The 21,254-nt window shown below is 64.0% G+C and carries 18 protein-coding genes; 14 read left to right on the top strand and 4 right to left on the bottom strand.

Annotation, left to right across the window (positions count from 1 at the left end):
• On the bottom strand, positions 1-372 hold the full coding sequence (locus tag RBR52_RS01035; RefSeq protein ID WP_320375317.1) for an SMR family transporter: 372 nt from the start codon (positions 370-372) through the stop codon (positions 1-3).
• Positions 369-2,180: a glycosyltransferase family 39 protein gene (locus RBR52_RS01040; RefSeq protein ID WP_320375318.1), complete on the bottom strand. Its 1,812-nt coding sequence runs from the start codon at positions 2,178-2,180 to the stop codon at positions 369-371. The genes RBR52_RS01035 and RBR52_RS01040 overlap by 4 nt, the downstream gene beginning before the upstream one ends.
• Before the next feature lie 132 nt (positions 2,181-2,312).
• Here RBR52_RS01040 and RBR52_RS01045 point away from each other — a divergent pair, with 132 nt between their 5' ends.
• Positions 2,313-3,944, top strand: a complete 1,632-nt coding sequence (locus tag RBR52_RS01045; protein WP_320375319.1) for an isovaleryl-CoA dehydrogenase — start codon at positions 2,313-2,315, stop codon at positions 3,942-3,944.
• A 7-nt stretch (positions 3,945-3,951) separates the two neighbouring features.
• Here RBR52_RS01045 and RBR52_RS01050 read toward each other — a convergent pair whose 3' ends face one another.
• Entirely contained in the window at positions 3,952-4,758 is an 807-nt protein-coding gene (locus RBR52_RS01050; RefSeq protein WP_320375320.1) for a TonB family protein, read from the bottom strand.
• Positions 4,759-4,986: 228 nt separating this feature from the next.
• Here RBR52_RS01050 and carA point away from each other — a divergent pair, with 228 nt between their 5' ends.
• The 5 genes from carA (at position 4,987) to RBR52_RS01075 (ending at position 11,164) form a co-directional block, all read left to right on the top strand.
• Positions 4,987-6,138 carry a glutamine-hydrolyzing carbamoyl-phosphate synthase small subunit gene (carA, locus tag RBR52_RS01055; RefSeq protein ID WP_320375321.1) on the top strand — a complete coding sequence of 384 codons (1,152 nt, stop codon included), beginning with the start codon at positions 4,987-4,989 and terminating at the stop codon, positions 6,136-6,138.
• Positions 6,139-6,152: 14 nt separating this feature from the next.
• Positions 6,153-6,836: a leucine efflux protein LeuE gene (gene leuE / locus RBR52_RS01060; RefSeq protein ID WP_320375322.1), complete on the top strand. Its 684-nt coding sequence runs from the start codon at positions 6,153-6,155 to the stop codon at positions 6,834-6,836.
• Between the two features lie 48 nt (positions 6,837-6,884).
• Positions 6,885-10,109, top strand: a complete 3,225-nt coding sequence (carB, locus tag RBR52_RS01065) for a carbamoyl-phosphate synthase large subunit (protein WP_320375323.1) — start codon at positions 6,885-6,887, stop codon at positions 10,107-10,109.
• Positions 10,110-10,185: 76 nt separating this feature from the next.
• Complete coding sequence (gene greA / locus RBR52_RS01070; RefSeq protein ID WP_320375324.1) at positions 10,186-10,659, top strand: transcription elongation factor GreA; 474 nt, start codon at positions 10,186-10,188, stop codon at positions 10,657-10,659.
• A gap of 79 nt (positions 10,660-10,738) precedes the next feature.
• Positions 10,739-11,164, top strand: a complete 426-nt coding sequence (locus RBR52_RS01075; RefSeq protein WP_320375325.1) for a DUF4149 domain-containing protein — start codon at positions 10,739-10,741, stop codon at positions 11,162-11,164.
• An 18-nt stretch (positions 11,165-11,182) separates the two neighbouring features.
• Here the strand turns inward: RBR52_RS01075 and RBR52_RS01080 are convergent, their stop codons facing one another.
• Positions 11,183-11,674: a YhbY family RNA-binding protein gene (locus RBR52_RS01080; RefSeq protein WP_320375326.1), complete on the bottom strand. Its 492-nt coding sequence runs from the start codon at positions 11,672-11,674 to the stop codon at positions 11,183-11,185.
• 88 nt (positions 11,675-11,762) lie between these two features.
• Here RBR52_RS01080 and RBR52_RS01085 point away from each other — a divergent pair, with 88 nt between their 5' ends.
• From RBR52_RS01085 to pstS (RBR52_RS01120), 8 genes are all read left to right on the top strand, one after another.
• A complete protein-coding gene (locus RBR52_RS01085; RefSeq protein ID WP_320375327.1) occupies positions 11,763-12,413 on the top strand; it encodes an RlmE family RNA methyltransferase in 651 nt (216 codons plus the stop codon).
• Between the two features lie 266 nt (positions 12,414-12,679).
• On the top strand, positions 12,680-14,587 hold the full coding sequence (gene ftsH, locus RBR52_RS01090) for an ATP-dependent zinc metalloprotease FtsH (protein ID WP_320375328.1): 1,908 nt from the start codon (positions 12,680-12,682) through the stop codon (positions 14,585-14,587).
• A gap of 109 nt (positions 14,588-14,696) precedes the next feature.
• Entirely contained in the window at positions 14,697-15,524 is an 828-nt protein-coding gene (gene folP, locus RBR52_RS01095) for a dihydropteroate synthase (protein WP_320375329.1), read from the top strand.
• Positions 15,525-15,571: 47 nt separating this feature from the next.
• The gene (gene glmM, locus RBR52_RS01100; protein ID WP_320375330.1) at positions 15,572-16,897 is read left to right on the top strand and encodes a phosphoglucosamine mutase; all 1,326 of its coding nucleotides are present in this window, start codon (positions 15,572-15,574) and stop codon (positions 16,895-16,897) included.
• A 162-nt stretch (positions 16,898-17,059) separates the two neighbouring features.
• Complete coding sequence (gene pstS / locus RBR52_RS01105) at positions 17,060-18,136, top strand: phosphate ABC transporter substrate-binding protein PstS (RefSeq protein ID WP_320375331.1); 1,077 nt, start codon at positions 17,060-17,062, stop codon at positions 18,134-18,136.
• Positions 18,137-18,225: 89 nt separating this feature from the next.
• Positions 18,226-19,182, top strand: coding sequence for a phosphate ABC transporter permease subunit PstC (gene pstC / locus RBR52_RS01110; protein ID WP_320375332.1), 957 nt, complete (start codon positions 18,226-18,228; stop codon positions 19,180-19,182).
• The gene (gene pstA, locus RBR52_RS01115; protein ID WP_320375333.1) at positions 19,133-20,029 is read left to right on the top strand and encodes a phosphate ABC transporter permease PstA; all 897 of its coding nucleotides are present in this window, start codon (positions 19,133-19,135) and stop codon (positions 20,027-20,029) included. Before pstC ends, pstA begins: the two co-directional genes overlap by 50 nt.
• 158 nt (positions 20,030-20,187) lie before the next feature.
• Positions 20,188-21,219, top strand: a complete 1,032-nt coding sequence (gene pstS, locus RBR52_RS01120; RefSeq protein ID WP_320375334.1) for a phosphate ABC transporter substrate-binding protein PstS — start codon at positions 20,188-20,190, stop codon at positions 21,217-21,219.
• The last annotated feature ends 35 nt before the right edge of the window (positions 21,220-21,254 follow it).

Genomic DNA, 21,254 nt, shown 5'->3' on the forward strand with positions numbered 1-21,254 from the left:
TCAGGCTCGGGCGACGATGATGACACCCACGATGATGACGGCAATGCCCAGGAGTTTCTGTGCGGTCAGCGCTTCGCCGAACAGCCACCAGGCCGCAAACGCAGTCACCACATAGCCCAGCGACAACATGGGGTAGGCGATGGACACCTGCACTCGGGTGAGCGCCAGTATCCACACCACCACGGAGACCGCATAGAACGTCAGCCCCAGCAGGATCTGCCATTGCAGCGCGAAGTGCAGCAGCGCCTGCCAGATGTGACCTGCGGTGAAGCTGAAATGTCCCGCCGTTTCCGCACCCGATTTGATGAGCAACTGCGCTGCGGCGTTGAGCAGCACGCCGGTGAGCACGAGGGCGAAGGCGACTGCGCTCACTGCGTCGCTCCAGCAGGAAGGATGGGCGGCGTCAGCGACGGCCCCTCGTTCCACGCGGTGGGCAGTCTTGCGGCGGCCGCCTGAGCCGCCGCGCCATAGTCCTGCCCCGGCTTGGCGATCACCACGAAGCGGGGCGCGCGATAAATCACCGTCATCGGCATGTGCAGCGCCTGCAGCGCGGGCAGGGTGGAGGGCGGCATCAGCGCCAGCGGCTGTCTGTCCTCACTCCAGCGCCGGGCGAAGTCGGCGTAGGTGGGCACCCAGAGATCAGGCTGCTGCGTGATGCCGAAATGCAGCTCGCCCTGATATTGCACCAGGGTGACCGTGCGGTCGAGATAGAAGGGCAGGGTCTGGTCGTAGGTGCCCACGGCGTAAAACGGTTGGCCAGGATGAATCCAGGGGCGGATGGCGTTCACCACATCTTTGGTCGAAGCCGTGCGGCCCAGAATCTGGAATTGTTGAATGCTCAGCGAGAATCCCAGGGTCATCGCCACGCTGATCCCCATCACGGCCGCGGTGCGGCGCCCCCGCGCTTCCCAACGCCAGGCCAGCAGGCCGCTGATCAGCGCCAGCGCGGCGGTGCCTTCGAGCCACCAGCCGAACTGCTGATACAGCGCGCCGGGCGTGGTGGCATTGCCCAGGCGGTGCATTTGCGTCAGACCGATGACGCCTGCCAGTCCCAGCAAAGCGAGCAGGCCGAACTGCCAGCGCAGCGCACCGCTGCGGGCGCGGTCGAGATAGTCGGCAATGAGCAGCGCCAGCGCCGGGAAGATGGGCAGGATGTAAGACGGCAGCTTCGATTTGGAAATGCTGAAAAACGCAAAGATGAACACCGCCCATATCACCAGCATGCCTTGCGCGTGCAGGGTGCGACCCCGCGCATCGCCAAAGGCCGCGCCGCGTTGTGCCGGCTGCAAGGCACCGCGCCAGAGGGCGGGAACCAGGCTGCCCAGCCAGGGCAGCACGCCCAGAATCAGGATCGGAAAGAAATACCACCAGGCGCCGGGACGGTGGAGCTTGTCGGTGAGAAAACGGGTGAACTGCTGGTAGATGAAAAAGTAGTCGAAAAACTCGGGGTTGCGCACCTGCACCCAGATGAACCAGGGAGCGGCGATGGCCAGAAAGATCAGCAGGCCGCTGACGATGTAGAGCCGCGTCCACAACTTCCAGTCGCGGTAGATCAGGGTGTAGAGCACCAGCGCCGCGCCGGGCAGCAGAATGCCGATCAGTCCCTTGGACAGCATGGCCAGCGCCATGAAGACCCAGGTGGCCCACATCCACCAACGGGTCTGCGTGCGGCTGGCGTCGGGGCGCTGCGCCAGCAGGAAGGCCATCAGGCTCGCGGACATGGTGGCGGCGGTGCCCATGTCCAGCGTGTTGATGTGGCTCATCGCGTTCCAGTAGAACATGCTCGCCAGCACGCCCGCGGCAAACATCCCGGTGCGCCGGTTGAACAGCCGCGCGCCCGCCCAGCCGGTGAACAGGATCGACAACAGACCGGTCAGCCCGGTCCACAGCCGCGCCTGCCATTCGCCGAAGCCGAACACCTCATATACGGCGGCGGTGGCCCAGTATTGCAGCGGCGGTTTTTCGAAATACTTGAAACCGTCCAGACGCGGCGTGACCCAGTCGCCCGAGACCACCATTTCCCGCGGGATTTCGGCGTAGCGGCCTTCATCGGTCGGCACCAGATCGCGCCAGCCCAGCGTGCCCAGCCAGAGGACGACGAGCGCGGCGAACAGCACCCAGGTCAGGCCGCGGCCGGGAGCGGCGTCTGCATTCGAGAGTTCTTGTGAGGAAGGCGACATGGAAAAAACAGGTTCTGCGCAGCGCAGGGAAGCAGCCGAGTAACCGAGCATGGTAACGGGCTGTTCCTTGCAGGGCACTGAGGGTCGGTGCTGCAATGCAGAGCACTCAGATCAAACAAACCGGAGACTTCCATGACCTGGCCCACCCATGATGTGACCAATCAAGCCCCGCCCTTGCAGGATTACAACCTGTTCACCGCCGATCCCGCGCTGCGCGAGGCGCTGACGTGGGCGGGGGGCGCATGGGCGCAGCAGCAACTCACCCGCCAGGGCGCCGAGATCGGCACGGCGGCGAGTTACGAGCAGGGTCGGCTGGCGAACCGGAACACGCCGATCCTGCACGCCTTCGATGCGCGGGGCTTTCGCCGCGACCAGATCGAGTTTCATCCGGCCTGGCACGCGCTGATGACCGACATCGCCCGCCGCGGCCTGCACACCGGCCCGTGGGCGCAGCCGCAGCCGGGCGCGCATGTGGCGCGGGCGGCGGGCTTCATCCTGCAGACGCAGATCGAGGCCGGATCGATGTGCCCCACCACCATGACCTATGGCGCGATTCCGGCGATGTCGCGCGACGCCCTGCTGGCGCGCGACTGGCTGCCCACGCTGATGCGCCCGGAATACGATCCGCGCGACCTGCCGTTGGCGCAAAAGCGCGGCGGACTCATCGGCATGGGCATGACCGAAAAGCAGGGCGGCTCCGACCTGCGCACCAACACCACCCGCGCCGAGCCCGACGGCGCAGGCGGCTGGCGCCTGACCGGGCACAAGTGGTTTTTTTCCGCGCCGCAATGCGATGCCCATCTGGTGCTGGCGCAGGCGCCGGGCGGTTTGAGCTGCTTTTTCGTGCCCCGCTGGGCGCCCGACGGCAGCAAGAACCCGGTGCTGATCCAGCGGCTCAAGGACAAGCTGGGCAATCGCTCCAACGCCTCGTCCGAAGTGGAATTCCAGGCCGCGTGGGGCCACCTGCTCGGCGAAGAAGGACGCGGCGTGCCGACCATTCTGGAAATGGGAACCTATACCCGGCTGGATTGCGTGCTCGGCACCACTGGCTTGATGCGCCAGGCGCTGAGCCAGGCGGTGCACTACGCGCGACATCGGCAGGCTTTCGGCGCCGCGCTGATCGACCAGCCGCTGATGCGCAATGTGCTGGCCGACATGGCACTGGAGGTCGAAGCGGCCATCGCGCTGGCGCTGCGTCTGGCGCAGGCCTTCGACTCGCAGCACGACGAGGCGCAGTCGCTGCTGCGCCGACTGCTCACGCCCGCGGGCAAGTTCCGCATCTGCAAACGCGGCGCCGAACTCGCCGCCGAGGCGATGGAGGTGCTGGGCGGCAACGGCTATGTCGAAGACGACGTGCAGGCGCGCATCTACCGCGAGATGCCGGTGAATTCCATCTGGGAAGGTTCGGGCAATGTGATGTGTCTGGACGTGCTGCGCGCGCTGGGCAAGAACCCGCGCACCGCCGACGCGCTGATGGCCGAACTCGCACCGGCGCAGGGGCGCAACGCGCATTTCGACGCGCATCTGCAGCGTTTCACGGCGGCCTTGCGCGATGCGCAGGCGCTGCCCTCACGCGCCCGGGCGCTGACCCACGACCTCGTGCTGGCCGTGCAGTCCGCCTTGCTGCTGCGCCACGCGCCGGAGTCCATCGCTCAGGCCTTCTGCGCATCCCGGCTCGGTGGCGAATGGGGCGGTGGCTTCGGTACCTTGCCCAGGACGACGGATTTCGACCTGCTGCTCGACAGGGTGCTGCAAACGTCGTGAGTCGGACTCAATTCAGGATGCGGAACTTGATCGGCACCAGCACCCAGGACGTGACCGCCTGTCCGTTGCGCGTGGCGGCGACGAAGCGCCATTGCGCCACGGTGCGCTCGGCGGCCTCGTCCAGTCGGGGATAACCGGTGGACGAGATGAGCTTGATCTGCAGCGGGCGTCCATCCGGGCCGACCTGCACCTTGAGCAGGGCCGTGCCCTCCTCACCCAGTTGGCGCGACAGCCGGGGGTAGGGCGGCGGCGGATTGTCGAGATACTCGGCCTGGTACGAGGCCGCGGTTTCCACGACCGGCGCAGGCGGGGCGGAAGCGGTCGCCGCGGGCTGGGCCGTGCCAGGCACTACCTTGGGTGCGGGGGACTGAGGCAATGCGCCGAGATCGGCAGTTGGTGCCGGGAGGTCGGGCGCAGGAGGGTGCGAGGGCGCAGCGGGCGTCTCGGTCGGCAGCGTGTTCGTGCGTGGCAAGACGGGCTTGGGCGGCGGCAGGTGGCGGGGTGCAGGTGGGATCTGCGGGGGCAGATGCGTTGGAGCAGGCCGGGCGACTTGCTTTTTCGGGGGGGCGGGGCGCGCGCTTTCTGGGGGTGCTGCGGCAGCGGCAGGCTGGGGCGGTGCAGGGGGCTTGGGTGCAGGCGGCGCCGCCTTCTGCAGAGTGACCCATTCGATCTGCTGTTCCGGCTTGCTGGGCGCCGGCGCGGGTGTGAACACCAGCCAGGCCAGCAGCAAGGCGTGCGCGAACAAAACGCCGAGCGCAAGGGCGAGCAGGGGGATGGGCCTGGTCGGGAGCGTCGGCGAGGGAGGGGTGTTCATGACGGCAAATCAGCGCACCGGAGCGCCGGGTGGAAACTGCATCGGCAAACCACAGGAATATAATCCGATAGATTTTGTGCGCCTGAAGCGTTGCCGCCCAGCGGCGACCCCCAAGGGGCGTGACCGACAGACAAATCGGCTTGTGAGGCCGCCTGCGAGTCGCGCTCCAGATCGACCGGCCAGGCTGGTGATCCCTTCCAACATCCGGGCGCTCACCGGAGAATTCTCATGCTGCCCATGCTGCCCAAAGCCGTCTTGGTTCTCGCCGACGGCTCGATCTTTCGCGGACTCTCGATCGGCGCGAGCGGGCAGACGGTAGGCGAGGTGGTGTTCAACACCGCCATCACCGGCTATCAGGAAATCCTCACCGATCCGAGCTACTGCCGCCAGATCGTCACCCTGACCTATCCGCACATCGGCAATGTCGGCACGAATGCACAGGACGTGGAAGCGGCCAGGGTGCACGCAGCCGGGCTGATCATCAAGGACCTGCCGCTGCAACCGTCGAGCTTCCGCAGCGAGCAGACCCTCGACGCCTATTTGCGTCAAAGCGGCACGGTGGCCATCGCCGGGATCGACACCCGCAGGCTGACGCGCCACTTGCGCACCCAGGGCGCGCAGAGCGGCTGCATCATCGGCCTGGAGGCGGGGCAGGAAATCGCCGATGCCGTGATCCAGGCCGCGCTCGACGGTGCACGCGGATTTGCCGGACTGTCCGGCATGGACCTGGCCCGCGTCGTCACCACGCAGCAGCCCTATGAATGGACGCAGACCGACTGGTCGCTGGAGCAGGGCTATGGCGAAGTGGCGCAGCCGCGGTGCCATGTCGTCGCCTACGACTTTGGCGTGAAGTACAACATCCTGCGGCTGCTGGCTGCGCGCGGCTGCCGCGTCACCGTGGTGCCCGCGCAAACCCCGGCAGCCGAGGTGCTGGCGCTGCGGCCCGATGGCGTGTTCCTGTCCAACGGCCCCGGCGACCCCGAGCCCTGCGACTACGCCATCGCCGCGACCCAAAGCATCATCGCCGCCGGCGTGCCGACCTTCGGCATCTGCCTGGGGCACCAGATCATGGGGCTGGCCGCCGGCGGCAGGAGCTTCAAGATGAAGTTCGGCCACCACGGCGCCAACCATCCGGTCAAGGATCTCGACACCGGCCGGGTGTCGATCACCAGCCAGAACCACGGTTTCGCGGTCGATGCGGCCAGCCTGTCCGATGCGGTGCGCATCACCCACGTGTCGCTGTTCGACGGCACGCTGCAGGGCCTGGCATGGAAGGACAGGCCGGCGTTCTGCTTCCAGGGCCACCCCGAGGCCAGTCCCGGCCCGCATGACATCGGCTATCTGTTCGACCGCTTCGTCGGTCTGATGGACCGCGCCTGAGCGGGAGGGGAGCGATGTTCGGCGTCGTCAATCTGTGGACCTATGTGCTCGGGGTGATTTTCATCATCCTGCTGCCGGGGCCGAATTCGCTCTATGTGCTCAGCGTGGCGGCGCAGCGCGGCGTGCGCCAGGGTTATCTGGGGGCGCTGGGCGTGTTTCTGGGCGACACGGTGCTGATGGTGCTGGCCGCCGCCGGGGCCGCCTCGCTGCTGGAAACCAATCTCGCCCTCTATCACTTGGTGCAGGCTGCCGGCGCGCTGTACCTGGGCTGGCTGGGGATCAATATGCTGCGCGCGGCCTTCAAGCGCTGGCGCACGCCCGACACCGGGCTGCATGCCCAGGCGCCGCACCCCCATGCCCACGCCGAGCAGGGTGGAAAGCGGCTGGAAAACCCGTTTCAAAAAGCCTTGTTCATCAGCCTGCTCAACCCCAAGGCGATTCTTTTTTTCGTCTCGTTCTTCATCCAGTTCGTCGATCCGCATTACCCGCATCCGGCGCTGTCGTTTCTGATCCTCGGCGCCATCGTGCAGTTTTTCAGCGCGCTCTATCTGTCGGTGCTGATTTTCGGCGGGGCGCGGGTGGCCGACGCCTTTCGTCGCAGGCGGCGGCTGTCGGCTGCGGCCATGGGGCTGACCGGCGCGGGATTCTTCGGCTTCGGCGTCAAGCTGGCGCTGGCGGCCACGGCAAGAACACACTGATTTCTTCGCTGATTTTTCACGCATTCATCTGCATAAAGAGACTCGCCCATGCCCAAGCGCAGCGACATAAAAAGCATTCTGATCATCGGCGCCGGCCCCATCGTCATCGGCCAGGCCTGCGAGTTCGACTATTCCGGCGCGCAGGCGTGCAAGGCGCTGCGCGAGGAGGGCTACAAGGTCGTCCTGGTCAACAGCAACCCGGCGACCATCATGACCGACCCGGAAACCGCCGACGTCACCTATATCGAGCCGATCACCTGGCAAGTGATCGAGACCATCATCGACAAGGAGCGGCCCGACGCCATCCTGCCGACCATGGGGGGGCAGACCGCGCTGAACTGCGCGCTCGATCTACATCACAACGGCGTGCTGGCGAAATACGGCGTCGAGCTGATCGGCGCCAAGCCCGAGTCCATCGACATGGCCGAGGACCGCCAGAAGTTCAAGCAGGCCATGACCCGCATCGGCCTGGGTTCGGCGCGCTCGGGCATTGCGCATACCCTCGAAGAAGCTTGGGGCGTGCAGCGCTCGATTGGCTTTCCGGTCATCATCCGGCCCAGTTTCACCCTGGGCGGAACCGGCGGCGGCATTGCCTACAACCCGGAAGAGTTCGAGATCATCTGCAAGCGCGGCCTCGAGGCGTCGCCGACCAGCGAGCTGCTGATCGAGGAATCGCTGATCGGCTGGAAGGAATTCGAGATGGAAGTGGTGCGCGATAGCGCCGACAACTGCATCATCGTCTGCTCGATCGAGAACCTCGATCCGATGGGGGTGCACACCGGAGACTCGATCACCGTCGCCCCGGCGCAGACTCTGACCGACAAGGAATACCAGATCATGCGCGACGCCAGCATCGCGGTACTGCGCGAAATCGGGGTCGACACCGGCGGGTCCAACGTGCAGTTCGCGGTCAACCCGGCGGACGGCCGGCTGATCGTGATCGAAATGAACCCGCGGGTCAGCCGCTCGTCGGCGCTGGCATCCAAAGCCACGGGATTTCCCATTGCCAAGATCGCCGCCAAGCTCGCGGTCGGCTACACCCTGGACGAGTTGCGCAACGACATCACCGGCGGCGCCACGCCGGCGTCGTTCGAGCCGACCATCGACTATGTCGTCACCAAGGTGCCGCGGTTCGCGTTCGAGAAGTTCCCTCAGGCCGATTCGCGGCTGACGACGCAGATGAAGTCGGTCGGCGAGGTCATGGCCATCGGCCGCACCTTCCAGGAGAGCTTCCAGAAGGCGCTGCGCGGCCTAGAGGTCGGGGTCGACGGCATGAACGAAAAGACGCAGGACCGTGAGGTGCTGGAAAAGGAACTCGGCGAGCCCGGCCCCGAGCGCATCTGGTATGTGGGCGACGCCTTCGCGCAGGGCATGCGCCTCGACGAGGTGCACCAGCTCACCGGCATCGACCCCTGGTTCCTGGCGCAGATTCAAGACATCGTGCAGACCGAGCTCGACCTGGAGCGCAACCACGCTATCGACAAGCTGGACCGCGAGCAACTTTATGCGCTCAAGCAGAAGGGTTTTTCCGATCGGCGGCTGGCCAAACTGCTGCACACCTCCGAGACCGCGGTGCGCAACCGGCGCCGCTCTTTGCAGGTGCGCCCGGTGTTCAAGCGGGTCGATACCTGCGCCGCCGAGTTCGGCACCCAGACCGCCTATCTCTATTCGACCTTTGATGAGGAATGCGAGGCCGAGCCGACGTCGCGGCGCAAGATCATGGTGCTCGGCGGCGGCCCGAATCGCATCGGCCAGGGCATCGAGTTCGACTACTGCTGCGTGCACGCCGCTCTGGCGCTGCGCGACGACGGGTTCGAGACCATCATGGTCAACTGCAACCCGGAGACCGTCTCGACCGACTACGATACCTCCGACCGGCTGTACTTCGAGCCGCTGACCCTGGAGGACGTGCTCGAGATCGTCGACAAGGAGCGACCCGAGGGGGTGATCGTGCAGTACGGCGGGCAGACCCCGCTCAAGCTCGCGCTCGACCTCGAAGCCAACGGCGTGCCGATCATCGGCACCAGCCCCGACATGATCGACATGGCCGAGGACCGCGAGCGCTTCCAGCAACTGGTCGAGCGCCTCGGCCTGCTGCAGCCGCCCAACCGCACGGCGCGCTCCGAGGCCGAGGCGCTGGAAAAGGCCGAGGAGATCGGCTATCCGCTGGTGGTGCGCCCGAGCTATGTGCTGGGCGGGCGGGCGATGGAAATCGTTCACGAGCAGCGCGACCTGGAGCGCTACATGCGCGAGGCGGTCAAGGTGTCGAACGATTCGCCGGTGCTGCTCGACCGCTTCCTCAACGACGCGATCGAATGCGACGTCGACGCCATCTGCGACGGCTCGGCGGTGTTCGTCGCCGGAGTGATGGAGCACATCGAGCAGGCGGGGGTGCACAGCGGCGACTCGGCCTGCTCGCTGCCGCCGTACTCGCTCTCGGCCGACACGGTGGCGCGCATCAAGCAGCAGACCGTCGCGCTCGCCCGCGGGCTGAACGTCGTCGGACTGATGAACGTGCAGTTCGCCATCCAGCAGCAGGACGGCGAAGACCGCATCTTCCTGCTGGAAGTGAACCCGCGGGCCTCGCGCACCGTGCCGTATGTGTCCAAGGCGACCGGGCTGCAGCTTGCCAAGATCGCCGCGCGCTGCATGGTCGGCCAGACGCTGGCGCAGCAGGGCGTCGAGAGGGAAGTCACGCCGCCTTACTACTGCGTGAAAGAGGCGGTGTTCCCCTTCAACAAGTTCCCCGGCGTCGACCCCATCCTCGGTCCCGAGATGAAATCGACCGGCGAAGTCATGGGGGTGGGACGCACCTTCGGCGAGGCCTTCGTCAAGTCGCAGCTCGCCGCCGGCACCCGCCTTCCCGATCCAGCCGCGGGGGGCAAGGTGTTCCTGTCGGTCAAGCCCAGCGACAAGCCGGACGCCGTCGAAGTGGCGCGCCAACTGGTGGAAATGGGTTTTGGCATGGTGGCCACCCGCGGCACCGCGGCGGCCATTGCCGCGGCGGGCGTCGAAGTGCAGGTGATCAACAAGGTCACCGAGGGGCGCCCGAATATCGTCGACATGCTCAAGAGCAACGAGATCGTGCTGGTGATCAACACGGTGGAGGAACGCCGCAACGCCATCGCCGACTCGCGCGCCATCCGCATTTCGGCGCTGGCCGCGCGCGTGACGACCTACACGACGATATCCGGCGCCCTCGCCGCAGTCGAAGGCATGAAGCAACTGCAGAAAATCGCGGTCTACCCTTTGCAATCGTTCGCAACGGCGTAAAATTCCGGCTCATCCGAGCACCGCAGACTGTTGCCTGCGGTGCTCGTTTTTTTCCTGGTTTAACGGAGGCCCGATCATGGCGACCCCCATGACGCGCAAAGGCGCGGAACAACTCAAGCAAGAGCTGCATCGTCTCAAGACCATCGAACGACCCGCGGTGATCCAGGCGATCGCCGAGGCGCGCGCGCAAGGCGATCTGTCGGAAAATGCCGAATATGACGCCGCCCGCGACAGGCAGGGTTTCATCGAAGGCCGCATCGCCGACATCGAGGGCAAGCTCAGCACCGCGCAGATCATCGACCCGAGCGAGTTGCAGGCCGATGGCCGGGTGGTGTTCGGCGCCACGGTCGAACTGAGCGATGAATCCAGCGGAGAAGAAATCATCTATCAGATCGTGGGCGACGACGAAGCCGATCTCAAGCTGGGACTCATTTCCATCAATTCCCCGATTGCGCGGGCGTTGATCGGCAAGGAGTCGGGCGATGTGGCCCAGGTCACCGCGCCGGGCGGCGTGCGGCACTACGAAATTCTCGCCGTGCATTACAAATGAACCCGCCGCGAAAATCGATGCTTTGCACGGTTCTTGCCGCAGCGAGCCGACCCCGGACGCGGCCCGGCGAGTTTCTCCGATGAGCAGCCTGCGCACGCGCTGGTTTCTTGCCGCGCTCTGGCTGGGCGGCATGGTGGCTGTGGGTTTCATCGGCGCCCCGACGGCATTTGCCACCGTGCCCGAGAAATTGCTTGCCGCCGCCGTGGCCAGTCGCATGTTCTACATCATGGCCATCGTCGCCATCGTCTGCGGCGTGCTGATCGCCGCCCTGGAGCGCTTTGCCGCCAAGGCGGCGATGCCGGCAGATCTGTTGTTGCCGCTTGGCGGCATCTTTTTTGCCGTACTGGGCGAATTCGGCGTGGTGCCGCGGCTGCTGCAGGCCGCTTACAGTCATTCGCCGCAGGCCGGAATGTGGCATGGCATTGCGAGCGCGGTGTTCGTGCTGCAGGCGCTTTGTGTCGCGGTCTATGTCTGGCGTCTGCCGGCGCGGCGCCCTCCAGCCTGAGATTTATGCAGAAGCGCTTCAGCCACGAGACGACTTTTTCACGCTGCTCTGCCGCGGTTTGGCGCGTTTGACCTTGCCTGTGGCCGAGAGGCGCTGATTCCCCAGCAGGGTGAGGCGCTTGACCTTGGCGCGGTGCGTGGGGCTGCTCGAAGGCACGACCACCTTGACGGTGCGGGGCGATTTGCCGCGTTTCGCGCTCGGGGTTTCTTCCTGTGGAGCGTGCTTGGGCAGCTTGGGGCGCGGCCGATACAACACCAGCAATTTGCCGATCGCCTGCACAGGAGCGGCGCCCAGCGTGTCGCAAATGGTGTGCTGCATCGCAAGGCGTGCCGCGGCATCGTCGCCGAACACGCGCACCTTGATGAGTTCGTGGGCTTTGAGCGCCACGTCGATTTCCGCCAGATTGGCCGGATTGAGCCCTTGCTCGCCGATCAGCACGACGGGCTTGAGCCCGTGTGCCTGGGCGCGCAGGCTGCTTCGAAAAGGCGGGGTGAGTTCCAATGTGGTCATGATTGCCAGGCGCGTCGCAACAGAGGAGTCTGTCGGTTTTGGCGCGTGTGGTGTGTGATCTCGATGCATTATTGTCCTTGAAGAACCCATGTCGAGTGCGAAGAAAAACAAATTCAGCAAAGCCTGGCTGCAGGATCATCTCAACGATCCCTATGTGAAGCTGGCGCAGCGCGAGGGTTATCGCGCCCGCGCCGCCTACAAGCTCAAGGAGATCGACGAGGCCGAGGGCTTGCTGCGGCCTGGACAGATCGTGGTCGATCTGGGCAGCACGCCGGGCTCATGGTCGCAATATGCGCGCAACCGGCTGATGCGCGGCGGCGTGGTGCAGGGCACCCTTCTTGCGCTGGACCTGTTGCCCATGGAGCCGGTGCCCGATGTGCACTTCATCCAGGGCGATTTCCGGGAGGAGGCGGTGTTGAGCCAGCTCGAATCGCTGCTCGAAGGGCGCAAGGTCGACGTGGTGCTGTCCGATATGGCGCCCAACCTCACCGGCATTGCTTCGGCCGATGCGGCCAGAATCGAACACCTCAGTGAATTGGCCCTGGACTTTGCCCAGCGCTGGCTGCAGCCTCAGGGGGTCATCGTCATCAAGACCTTTCACGGTAGCTATTACAGCCAGATCGTGAAGGCTTTCAAGCAGGTCTTCCAACAGGTGAAGGCGATCAAGCCGCAAGCGTCGCGCGACAAATCGGCGGAAACTTTCGTTCTGGCGCGCAGGCTGAAAAAACCCGCCGGATGAAAACCGAATGCCAATGTGGACAGTCCGACAAACTTGCCATTCATCAAATTCGATGGGATAGGCAGATTCAATAGCCCATTTTGTTGGATCGGTTTTCTGCAATCGTCTCGCCCCGCCCCTTGAAATGCCTAAAATGCGCTACATGTCTTGCATCTGAGTGCCCCCAAGGGCTGGATCGTGCCCAGCCTGCCACCGTGGGGGTCGCAGAAACTTGGGGTGGCCCGGTATCTCCTCGAGAGAGCTTGCCCCGTTTCAGGAGGTTGATTTTGAATAATCAATGGTTTTCCAAAGTTGCGATCTGGCTGGTGATCGGTCTCGTGCTGTTCACGGTCTTCAAGCAGTTCGATCGTCCCCAGCAGCCCGCAGACGCCGTGAGCTACACCCAGTTCATGCAAGACGCGAAAGCCGGACGCATCAAAAAAGTCATCGTGCACCAGAGCGGCATTCTGGATGTCACGACCTCGGAGGGGCGTCGCTTCAGTCTCACCTCGCCTGGCGATCTGTGGATGGTGGGCGATCTGGTCAAGGATGGCGTGGAGGTCGTCGGCGCGCCGCGGCAGGAACAATCCTTCCTGACGCAAATCTTCATTTCCTGGTTCCCCATGCTGCTGCTCATCGGCGTCTGGGTCTACTTCATGCGACAGATGCAGGGAGGCGGGCGCGGTGGGGCATTCAGCTTCGGCAAATCCAAGGCCCGTCTGCTCGATGAGTCGAGCAACACTGTGACCTTCGCCGACGTCGCCGGGTGCGACGAGGCCAAGGAGGACGTCAAGGAGCTGGTCGACTTCCTCAAGGATCCGCAGAAATTCCAGAAACTCGGTGGCCGAATTCCCCGCGGCGTGCTGCTGGTCGGTCCTCCCGGCACCGGCAAGACCCTGCTGGCCAAGAGCATTGCCGGCGAGGCCAAAGTGCCGTTTTTCACCATCTCGGGCTCCGACTTTGTGGAAATGTTCGTCGGCGTGGGCGCGGCCCGCGTGCGCGACATGTTCGAAAACGCCAAGAAGCATGCGCCCTGCATCATCTTCGTCGACGAGATCGACGCGGTGGGTCGCCACCGCGGCGCTGGTCTGGGCGGCGGCAATGACGAACGCGAGCAGACTCTCAACCAGATGCTGGTCGAGATGGATGGTTTCGAGACCAATCTGGGCGTGATCGTGATCGCGGCGACCAACCGGCCCGATATTCTCGACCCTGCGCTGCTGCGCCCTGGCCGCTTCGACCGGCAGGTGTACGTCACCCTGCCCGACATCCGCGGGCGTGAGCAGATCCTGCAAGTGCATATGCGCAAGATTCCCGTTGGCACCGATATTCGTGCCGACATTCTGGCTCGCGGCACACCCGGCTTCTCCGGCGCCGATCTGGCCAACCTGGTCAACGAGGCGGCGTTGTTTGCAGCCCGCCGCAACGCCCGGGTGGTCGAAATGGAAGATTTCGAGCGCGCCAAGGACAAGATCATGATGGGCGCCGAGCGCAAGGGCATGGTCATGCCCGAGGAAGAGCGGCGCAATACGGCGTATCACGAATCCGGCCATGCCTTGGTGGCGATGATGCTGCCCAAGACCGACCCGGTGCACAAGGTCACCATCATTCCCCGCGGCCGCGCCTTGGGCGTGACCATGCAGTTGCCCGAGAGCGACCGCTACAGCATGGACAAGGACCGCATGCTCAACATGATCTCCGTACTGTTCGGCGGCCGCATCGCCGAGGAAGTGTTCATGAATCAGATGACCACCGGGGCCTCGAACGACTTCGAGCGGGCCACCCAACTGGCGCGCGACATGGTCACCCGCTATGGCATGACCGAATCCCTCGGCCCCATGGTGTATGCGGAAAATGAAGGGGAGGTGTTCCTCGGCCGCTCGATCACCAAGACCACGCATGTGTCGGAGCAGACCATGCAGAAAGTCGATGCGGAAATTCGTCGCATCATCGACGAGCAATATGCGCTGGCGAGGCGCCTGATCGAGGAGAACAAGGACAAGATGCACGCGATGGCGGCGGCCCTGCTCGAATGGGAAACCATCGACTCCGACCAGTTGGCTGACATCATGGCCGGGCGCGAGCCGAGGCCACCCAAACTGCCTCCCAGCAGCGGTCCGACCTCCGCGCCGCGTACCCCCTCCGCCCCGGCCACGGGCGCCACGACGGATGCGCCGTCGGCTACCGCGGCCTGATTATTGTGATCGTCGGCTTTGCTCGGTTTGACCGGTAAAGCCTCCTCGATACAACGAGTTCAGCAACGGCCCGGTCCACGACCGGGCCATTTTTTTGGGTTTCATTTCCATGGCAACTCATTGGCACGCAGGCCGTTTCGCCCTGTCTCTGCATCGGCCTCTGGTCATGGGCATCGTCAACGTCACGCCCGATTCCTTTTCGGATGGCGGACAGCATGCGGATGCGGTGCTCGCGCTGCGGCATGCCCAGACGCTGCTGGAGGAGGGGGTCGACATCCTGGACATTGGCGGCGAGTCGTCACGCCCAGGATCCGCGCAACTGACCCAGGCGCAGGAGTGGGCGCGCATTGCTCCGGTGGTGCAGGAGGCTGTGCGCTGGAACGTCCCGGTATCGGTCGACACCTACCAGCCTGAAACCATGCGCCGCGCGCTGGAACTGGGTGTGGACATCATCAACGACATCCACGCCTTGCAACGCCCGGGCGCGCTTCAGATCGTCGCAGCCTCGAACGCCGGGGTTTGTCTGATGCACATGCAGGGCGACCCGCAAACCATGCAGCAGGCGCCGCATTACGACGACGTACTGGGCGAGGTCAGGCAGTTCTTGTTGGATCGTGCGGCTGCGGCCGAGGCGCTCGGCATCGACCGATCGCGTATCGCCCTCGATCCGGGGTTTGGCTTTGGCAAGACGCTTCAGCACAATCTGAGCCTGGCGAAGCATCTGGAGGCGCTGGCGCAAACGGGTTATCCGCTGCTGGTGGGGGTCTCGCGCAAGTCGATGATCGGGGCACTGACGGGCCGTGAGGTGGCTGCCCGACTGCCAGGCAGTCTCGCTGCGGCGCTGGCTTGTGTGGCGGCCGGTGCGCAGATCGTGCGCGTCCATGACGTCGGCCCGACATGCGACGCGATCAAGGTGTGGAACGCCATGCGCGCTTGAGCTAGCGGGCTGCGTGCGCAACTGCAACGAACCATGGGGAAAAGGGAATGAGCAGACGGTATTTTGGAACCGACGGTGTTCGTGGTCTTGTGGGCAAGAGTCCGATCGTGCCGGAGTTCGGCTTGCGCCTGGGGCATGCTGCGGGGAAGGTGCTGCGCAGCCAGGGTCTGCGCCGACCTACGGTGCTGATCGGCAAGGACACGCGCATTTCCGGCTATATGCTCGAAGCCGCGCTGGAATGCGGTTTCATTGCGGCAGGTTGCGACGTGGTGCTGGTGGGCCCGTTGCCCACGCCTGGGGTGGCCTATCTCACCCGCGCGCTGCGACTGGATCTGGGGGTGGTGATCAGCGCTTCGCACAACCCCTTCGCCGACAACGGCATCAAGTTCTTTTCGGCCGGCGGCAGCAAGCTGCCCGATGTCTGGGAACTCGAAGTCGAGGCTGCCTTGACCGAAGCCGAGGGCTGCGTGCCCTCCGAGCAGCTTGGCAAGGCGCGGCGCCTCGATGATGCGGCGGGGCGCTACATCGAATTCTGCAAGAGCACATTCCCGAACCACCTCACCCTCAAGGGGCTGCGTCTGGTAGTGGACTGCGCGCACGGTGCGGCCTATCACATCGCTCCGTCGGTGTTCCACGAACTGGGGGCCGAAGTGATTTCCATCGGGGTTCAGCCCGATGGGTTCAACATCAACAAGGACGTGGGCGCGACGGCGCCGGATTCCCTGATCCGCGCGGTGCGCACACACCAGGCCGACTACGGCATCGCCCTCGATGGCGACGCCGACCGGCTGCAACTCGTCGATCGTCACGGTCGCCTGTTCAACGGTGACGAGTTGCTCTACCTGCTGGCCATGGACCGGCGTCCGGCAGGGGTGGTCGGCACGCTGATGACCAATCTCGCCGTGGAAAAAGCGCTGCGACAGCAAGGCATGGAGTTCGTGCGCGCAGCCGTTGGTGACCGCTATGTGCTCGAAGAGCTGCTGGCCCGAGGCTGGCAGCTCGGGGGCGAGGGCTCCGGGCATCTGTTGCTGCTCGACCGGCATACGACGGGAGACGGCATCGTCTCCGCCTTGCAGATGCTCGAACTCGTGGTGCGCACCGGCCGCAGCCTGAGCGAGCAGTTGCAGGCGGTGCAACTGTTGTCGCAGACCCTGCTCAACGTCAAGCTGCCGCCGGGGCTCGACTGGAAAACCCACGCCGGATTTGCCCAGGCCCGCGCCGAGGCGGAAACACGGATGAATGGCAGTGGCAGGGTGCTGATCCGCCCGTCGGGGACGGAGCCGGTCTTGCGCATCATGGTCGAGCACCCCGAGCAGGAGCATGGCGCGCAAGTGGCTGCCGCTCTGAAGGCCGCTTTGCTCGAATCAGCGTGAACAACCCGCTAAAAACGGGTTAAGTCCTTGATTTCCAAAAGCCCATTTGTGAGAGTGGTAACAAGACATATCGCATCACGGAGTTGTCATATTCGGCGTTTCGAATGACGTTCAGCCCCGCCCGTCAGCGCGGGGATTGCCACTTCGGAGAGGAATATGAACTTGAATCTGTCTCGTCGCACCCAGCTCAAGGCCGGTCTGGCTGTCGCTGGCCTCACTCTGGCCTCTGGCCTGTTCGCCCTGCCCGCACAAGCCGCGCAGATCACCCTGCTGGAAACCGGCTCGACCCTGCTGTACCCGCTGTTCAACCTCTGGGTGCCCGACTACACCAAGGCCCATCCCGATGTGAAAATCACGACCCAGGGCACGGGCAGCGGCACCGGCATTGCCGAGGCGATTTCGGGCGTGGCGCAGATCGGCGCCTCCGATGCCTACATGGCCGACGCGCAGATCAAGCAGAACCCGTCGATCCTCAACATCCCGCTCGCAATCTCGGCGCAGACCATCAACTACAACGTGCCCGGTCTGAACAAAACGCACCTCAAGCTCGACGGCCCGGTGCTGGCCGGCATCTACGACGGCTCGATCAAAAACTGGGACGATCCGGCGATCAAGGCACTCAACCCCGGCGTCAAGCTGCCCAACCACACCATCGTGCCCATCCACCGTACCGACGGCAGCGGCGACACCTTCATTTTCAGCCAGTACCTGTCGTTCTCCACGCCCAAGTGGAATGACAGCGTCGGCTATGGCACGACCATTTCCTGGCCCGCAGTGCAGGGCGGGGTCGGCGCCAACGGCAACCCCGGCATGGTGCAGGCCTGCCATGAGACGCCTTATTCCGTGGCTTATATCGGCGTGAGCTTCCACAAGGAAATCGCCAAGGCGGGCCTGGGCACGGCGATGATCAAGAACAAGGCCGGGCACTTTCTGCTGCCGACCGCCAAGACGGTCAGTGCGGCTGCTGCCGGTCTGATTGCCAAGACCCCGGCCGATGAGCGCCTGAGCCTGGTGTTCTCGGAGGGTGCGGACTCCTATCCCATCATCAATTACGAGTACGCCATCGTCAATTCCAAGCAGGCGAATCCCGAGACGGCCAAGGCCATCCGTGAATTCCTCGGTTGGGCGGTGCAGAGCAAAGGCGGCAACGCGCCCAAGTATCTGGATCAGGTGCGCTTCATCCCCTTGCCGGCTCGGATTCAGGAGCTGAGCAAGGCGCAGATCGCCAAGATTCAGTAAACCCTGGCGACCCTGTGCTGTGACATCCGGCCTGCCCTGAACGGGGCGGGCCGGATAAGTTTTCAAACGATGTTCTGAATCGACTTGCCATGCGCGTCTTTCGTCCCGGACTACTCGCCGTCTCGACCCTGATTCCTCTGGCCCTGCTGGCGGTGGTGGTGTTCCTCACCAGCTATTCGTGGCCGGCGATTCAGTTCAACGGCCTGCATTTCCTCACCACGGAAACCTGGAATCTGGGCAATCTCTACGCCAATCCCGTCAGGCGCGACGGTTTTGAAGTGCCCATCGGTGCCACCTATGGCATCTGGGTGTTCATCGTCGGCACGCTGGCGAGTTCGGCCATCGCGTTGCTGCTGGCCGTGCCAGTCGGTATTGGCGTGGCGTTGTTTCTCAACGACTTTGCTCCCCATCAGTTGCGTGGCACGTTCGCCCAGGTCGTGGAATTGCTCGCCATGGTGCCCAGCGTGGTCTATGGTCTGTGGGGCCTGGAAATACTTGCGCCCCTGGTGCTCACGCATATTGCGCCGTTTCTAGAGCGCGTGCTGGGCTTCATTCCCTTTTTCTCGGGCGCTGCGACCAGCGGCTATGGCCTGCTCTCGGCCTCTCTGGTGCTCGCCATCATGGTGTTGCCGGTCATCACCAACACCTTGCTCGAGGCGATCAAGCGCGTACCCAGCGAGTTGCGCGAATCGAGCTTCGGTCTGGGCGCAACCCGGGCCGAGGTGCTGCTCAAGATCGTGATGCCCTCCGTGCGCGTGCCGCTGATCGGCGCCGTGATCCTGGCACTTGGCCGGGCGCTGGGCGAGACCATGGCCGTGCTCATGGTCAGCGGCGGCGCACTCAACTACCTGCCCGACACGATTTACAGCCCCATCACCAGCATGGCGGCTTTCATCGCTTCTCAACTCGACAGTGCCTTGCAGGACCCCAGCGGCATGGCTGTGCGCTCGCTGGCGGAAATCGCCCTGGTACTGCTCATCATCGCGGTCATCGTCAATGTCATCGCTCGTCTCCTCACCCACCGCGCCGGTCTCCATCGCGTCTGAACGTGTGCGCCGTCTGCAGCGGCGGCGCAGCCTGTTCAGCGGCTTTTTCGCGGTGCTTTGCGTGCTGGCATTCGCCATCGTCGTCGTGCCTCTGGCCGACATCCTGTGGATGACTCTGGTCAAGGGGGGTTCGGCGGTTTCGCCCGTGCTGTTCACGCAAGTCACCAATGGCATCAGCGGCGGGCTGCTCAATGCCATCGAAGGCACCCTGGTGCTCAGCGGCGGCGCGATTTTGTTGGGTGCGCCCTTGGGTGTGCTGGCCGGCATCTACCTGAGTGAGTATGGCAATGGACGCTGGGGCAATACCGTGCGCTTTCTGGCGGACGTGCTCGCTGGCGTGCCGTCCATCGTGCTGGGCTATTTCGTCTACGTCACTCTGGTCATCGGGATGGGGTGGCAGTTCTCGGCGCTTGCCGGCGCCATTACCCTGGCCATCATGGTCATGCCCTATATCGCGCGATTCACCGAATTGGCGATGCGGCAGAATCCCACCAGCCTGCGCGAGTCGGCCTATGCGCTGGGCTGCAAGGAGCATCAGGTGGTATTGCGCGTGCTGTTGCCTGCGGCACGCTCAGGGGTGATCACCGGGGTGTTGTTTGCACTCGCGTTCTCTGTGGGCGAGACGGCGCCGCTGATCTATACCGCAGGCTGGTCCAACTATTTGTGGAACGGCCATCTCACGCAGGAGCCGATCGGCTACCTCACTTATGTGATCTGGAATTTCATCAACGAACCCTTTGCCTCGGCACACGCACTGGCGTATGCCGCGGCCTTTTTGGTCGTGGCGATGGTGCTGGTCATCAATCTGGTGGCCAGAGCTTTCCTGACTTCAAAGCGGACCGTCTGATGCTTTGTCGCGGGTGGCAGGCGTCTCGCTGTGACTGACACGAAAATGTCATATTCGTGTCCTAAAGTGTCTGCAACCGCCATCGAGGCGCGTTGCTTCACCACTTTTGCATCACTCTTTCTGTACCGTTTGCGGTACCACCTCAGGGAGATCATTCAATGAAAATCATCGTCAAAAGCCTGCTGGCCTCTACCCTCCTGGCCGCCGCCTACAGCGCCAACGCTCTGGAAATCTCGGGCGCTGGCGCCACGTTTCCCCAGCCCGTCTATGAAAAATGGGCCTACGAGTTCAACAAGGCCGGCCTGGGCAAGGTGAACTACCAAGGCGTGGGTTCTGGCGCCGGCATCAAGCAGATCAAGGCCAAGACGGTCGACTTCGGCGCATCCGACATGCCGCTGACCGACGAGGAACTCGCCAAGGATGGTCTGATCCAGTTCCCCACCGTGATGGGCGGCGTGGTGCCGGTGGTCAACATCGCCGGCATGAAGTCCGATGAAATGAAGCTCACCGGCGCTGTGCTGGCTGACATCTACATGGGCAAGATCACCAAGTGGAACGACCCGGCCATCGCCAAGCTCAACCCCGGCGTGAAGCTGCCTGATGCGCAAATCGCCGTCGTGCGCCGTGCCGATGCTTCGGGCACCACCTTCATCTTCTCGAATTACCTGTCCAAGACCAACCCCGAGTGGGCCGAGAAGTACAAGTTCGGCACCACCGTCAACTGGCCCGTCGGCACGGGCGGCAAGGGCAATCCGGGTGTTGCGGGCTTCGTTTCCCAATTGCCCAACTCCATCGGCTACGTGGAATACGCCTATGCCAAGCAGAACCCCAAGCTCATCGTCGTCGATCTGGTGAACAAGGCCGGCAAGGTGGTCAAGCCGTCCATTGACGCCTTCAAGTCGGCCGCTGCGGGTGCCGACTGGTCCAAGACTTTCTACCAGGTGCTGACCGACCAGCCGGGCGACGCCTCCTGGCCGATCACCAACGCCACCTATATCCTGGTGCACAAGATCGCCGACAAGCCGGAAAAGACCGCCGACACGTTCAAGTTCTTCGATTGGGCCTATAAGAATGGCGACAAATACGCCGAGGCACTCGACTACATCCCCATGCCGGATTCGGTGAAAGCATCCATCTACAAGGAATGGGGCGTCGTGAAATCCGCCAGCGGCCAGCCGGTCTGGAAGTAATCCTGCGAGCAGCAAATCCCTCGCGATGATCAACC

Source organism: Thiomonas sp. (assembly GCF_034007205.1).
Lineage (GTDB): Bacteria > Pseudomonadota > Gammaproteobacteria > Burkholderiales > Burkholderiaceae_C > Thiomonas.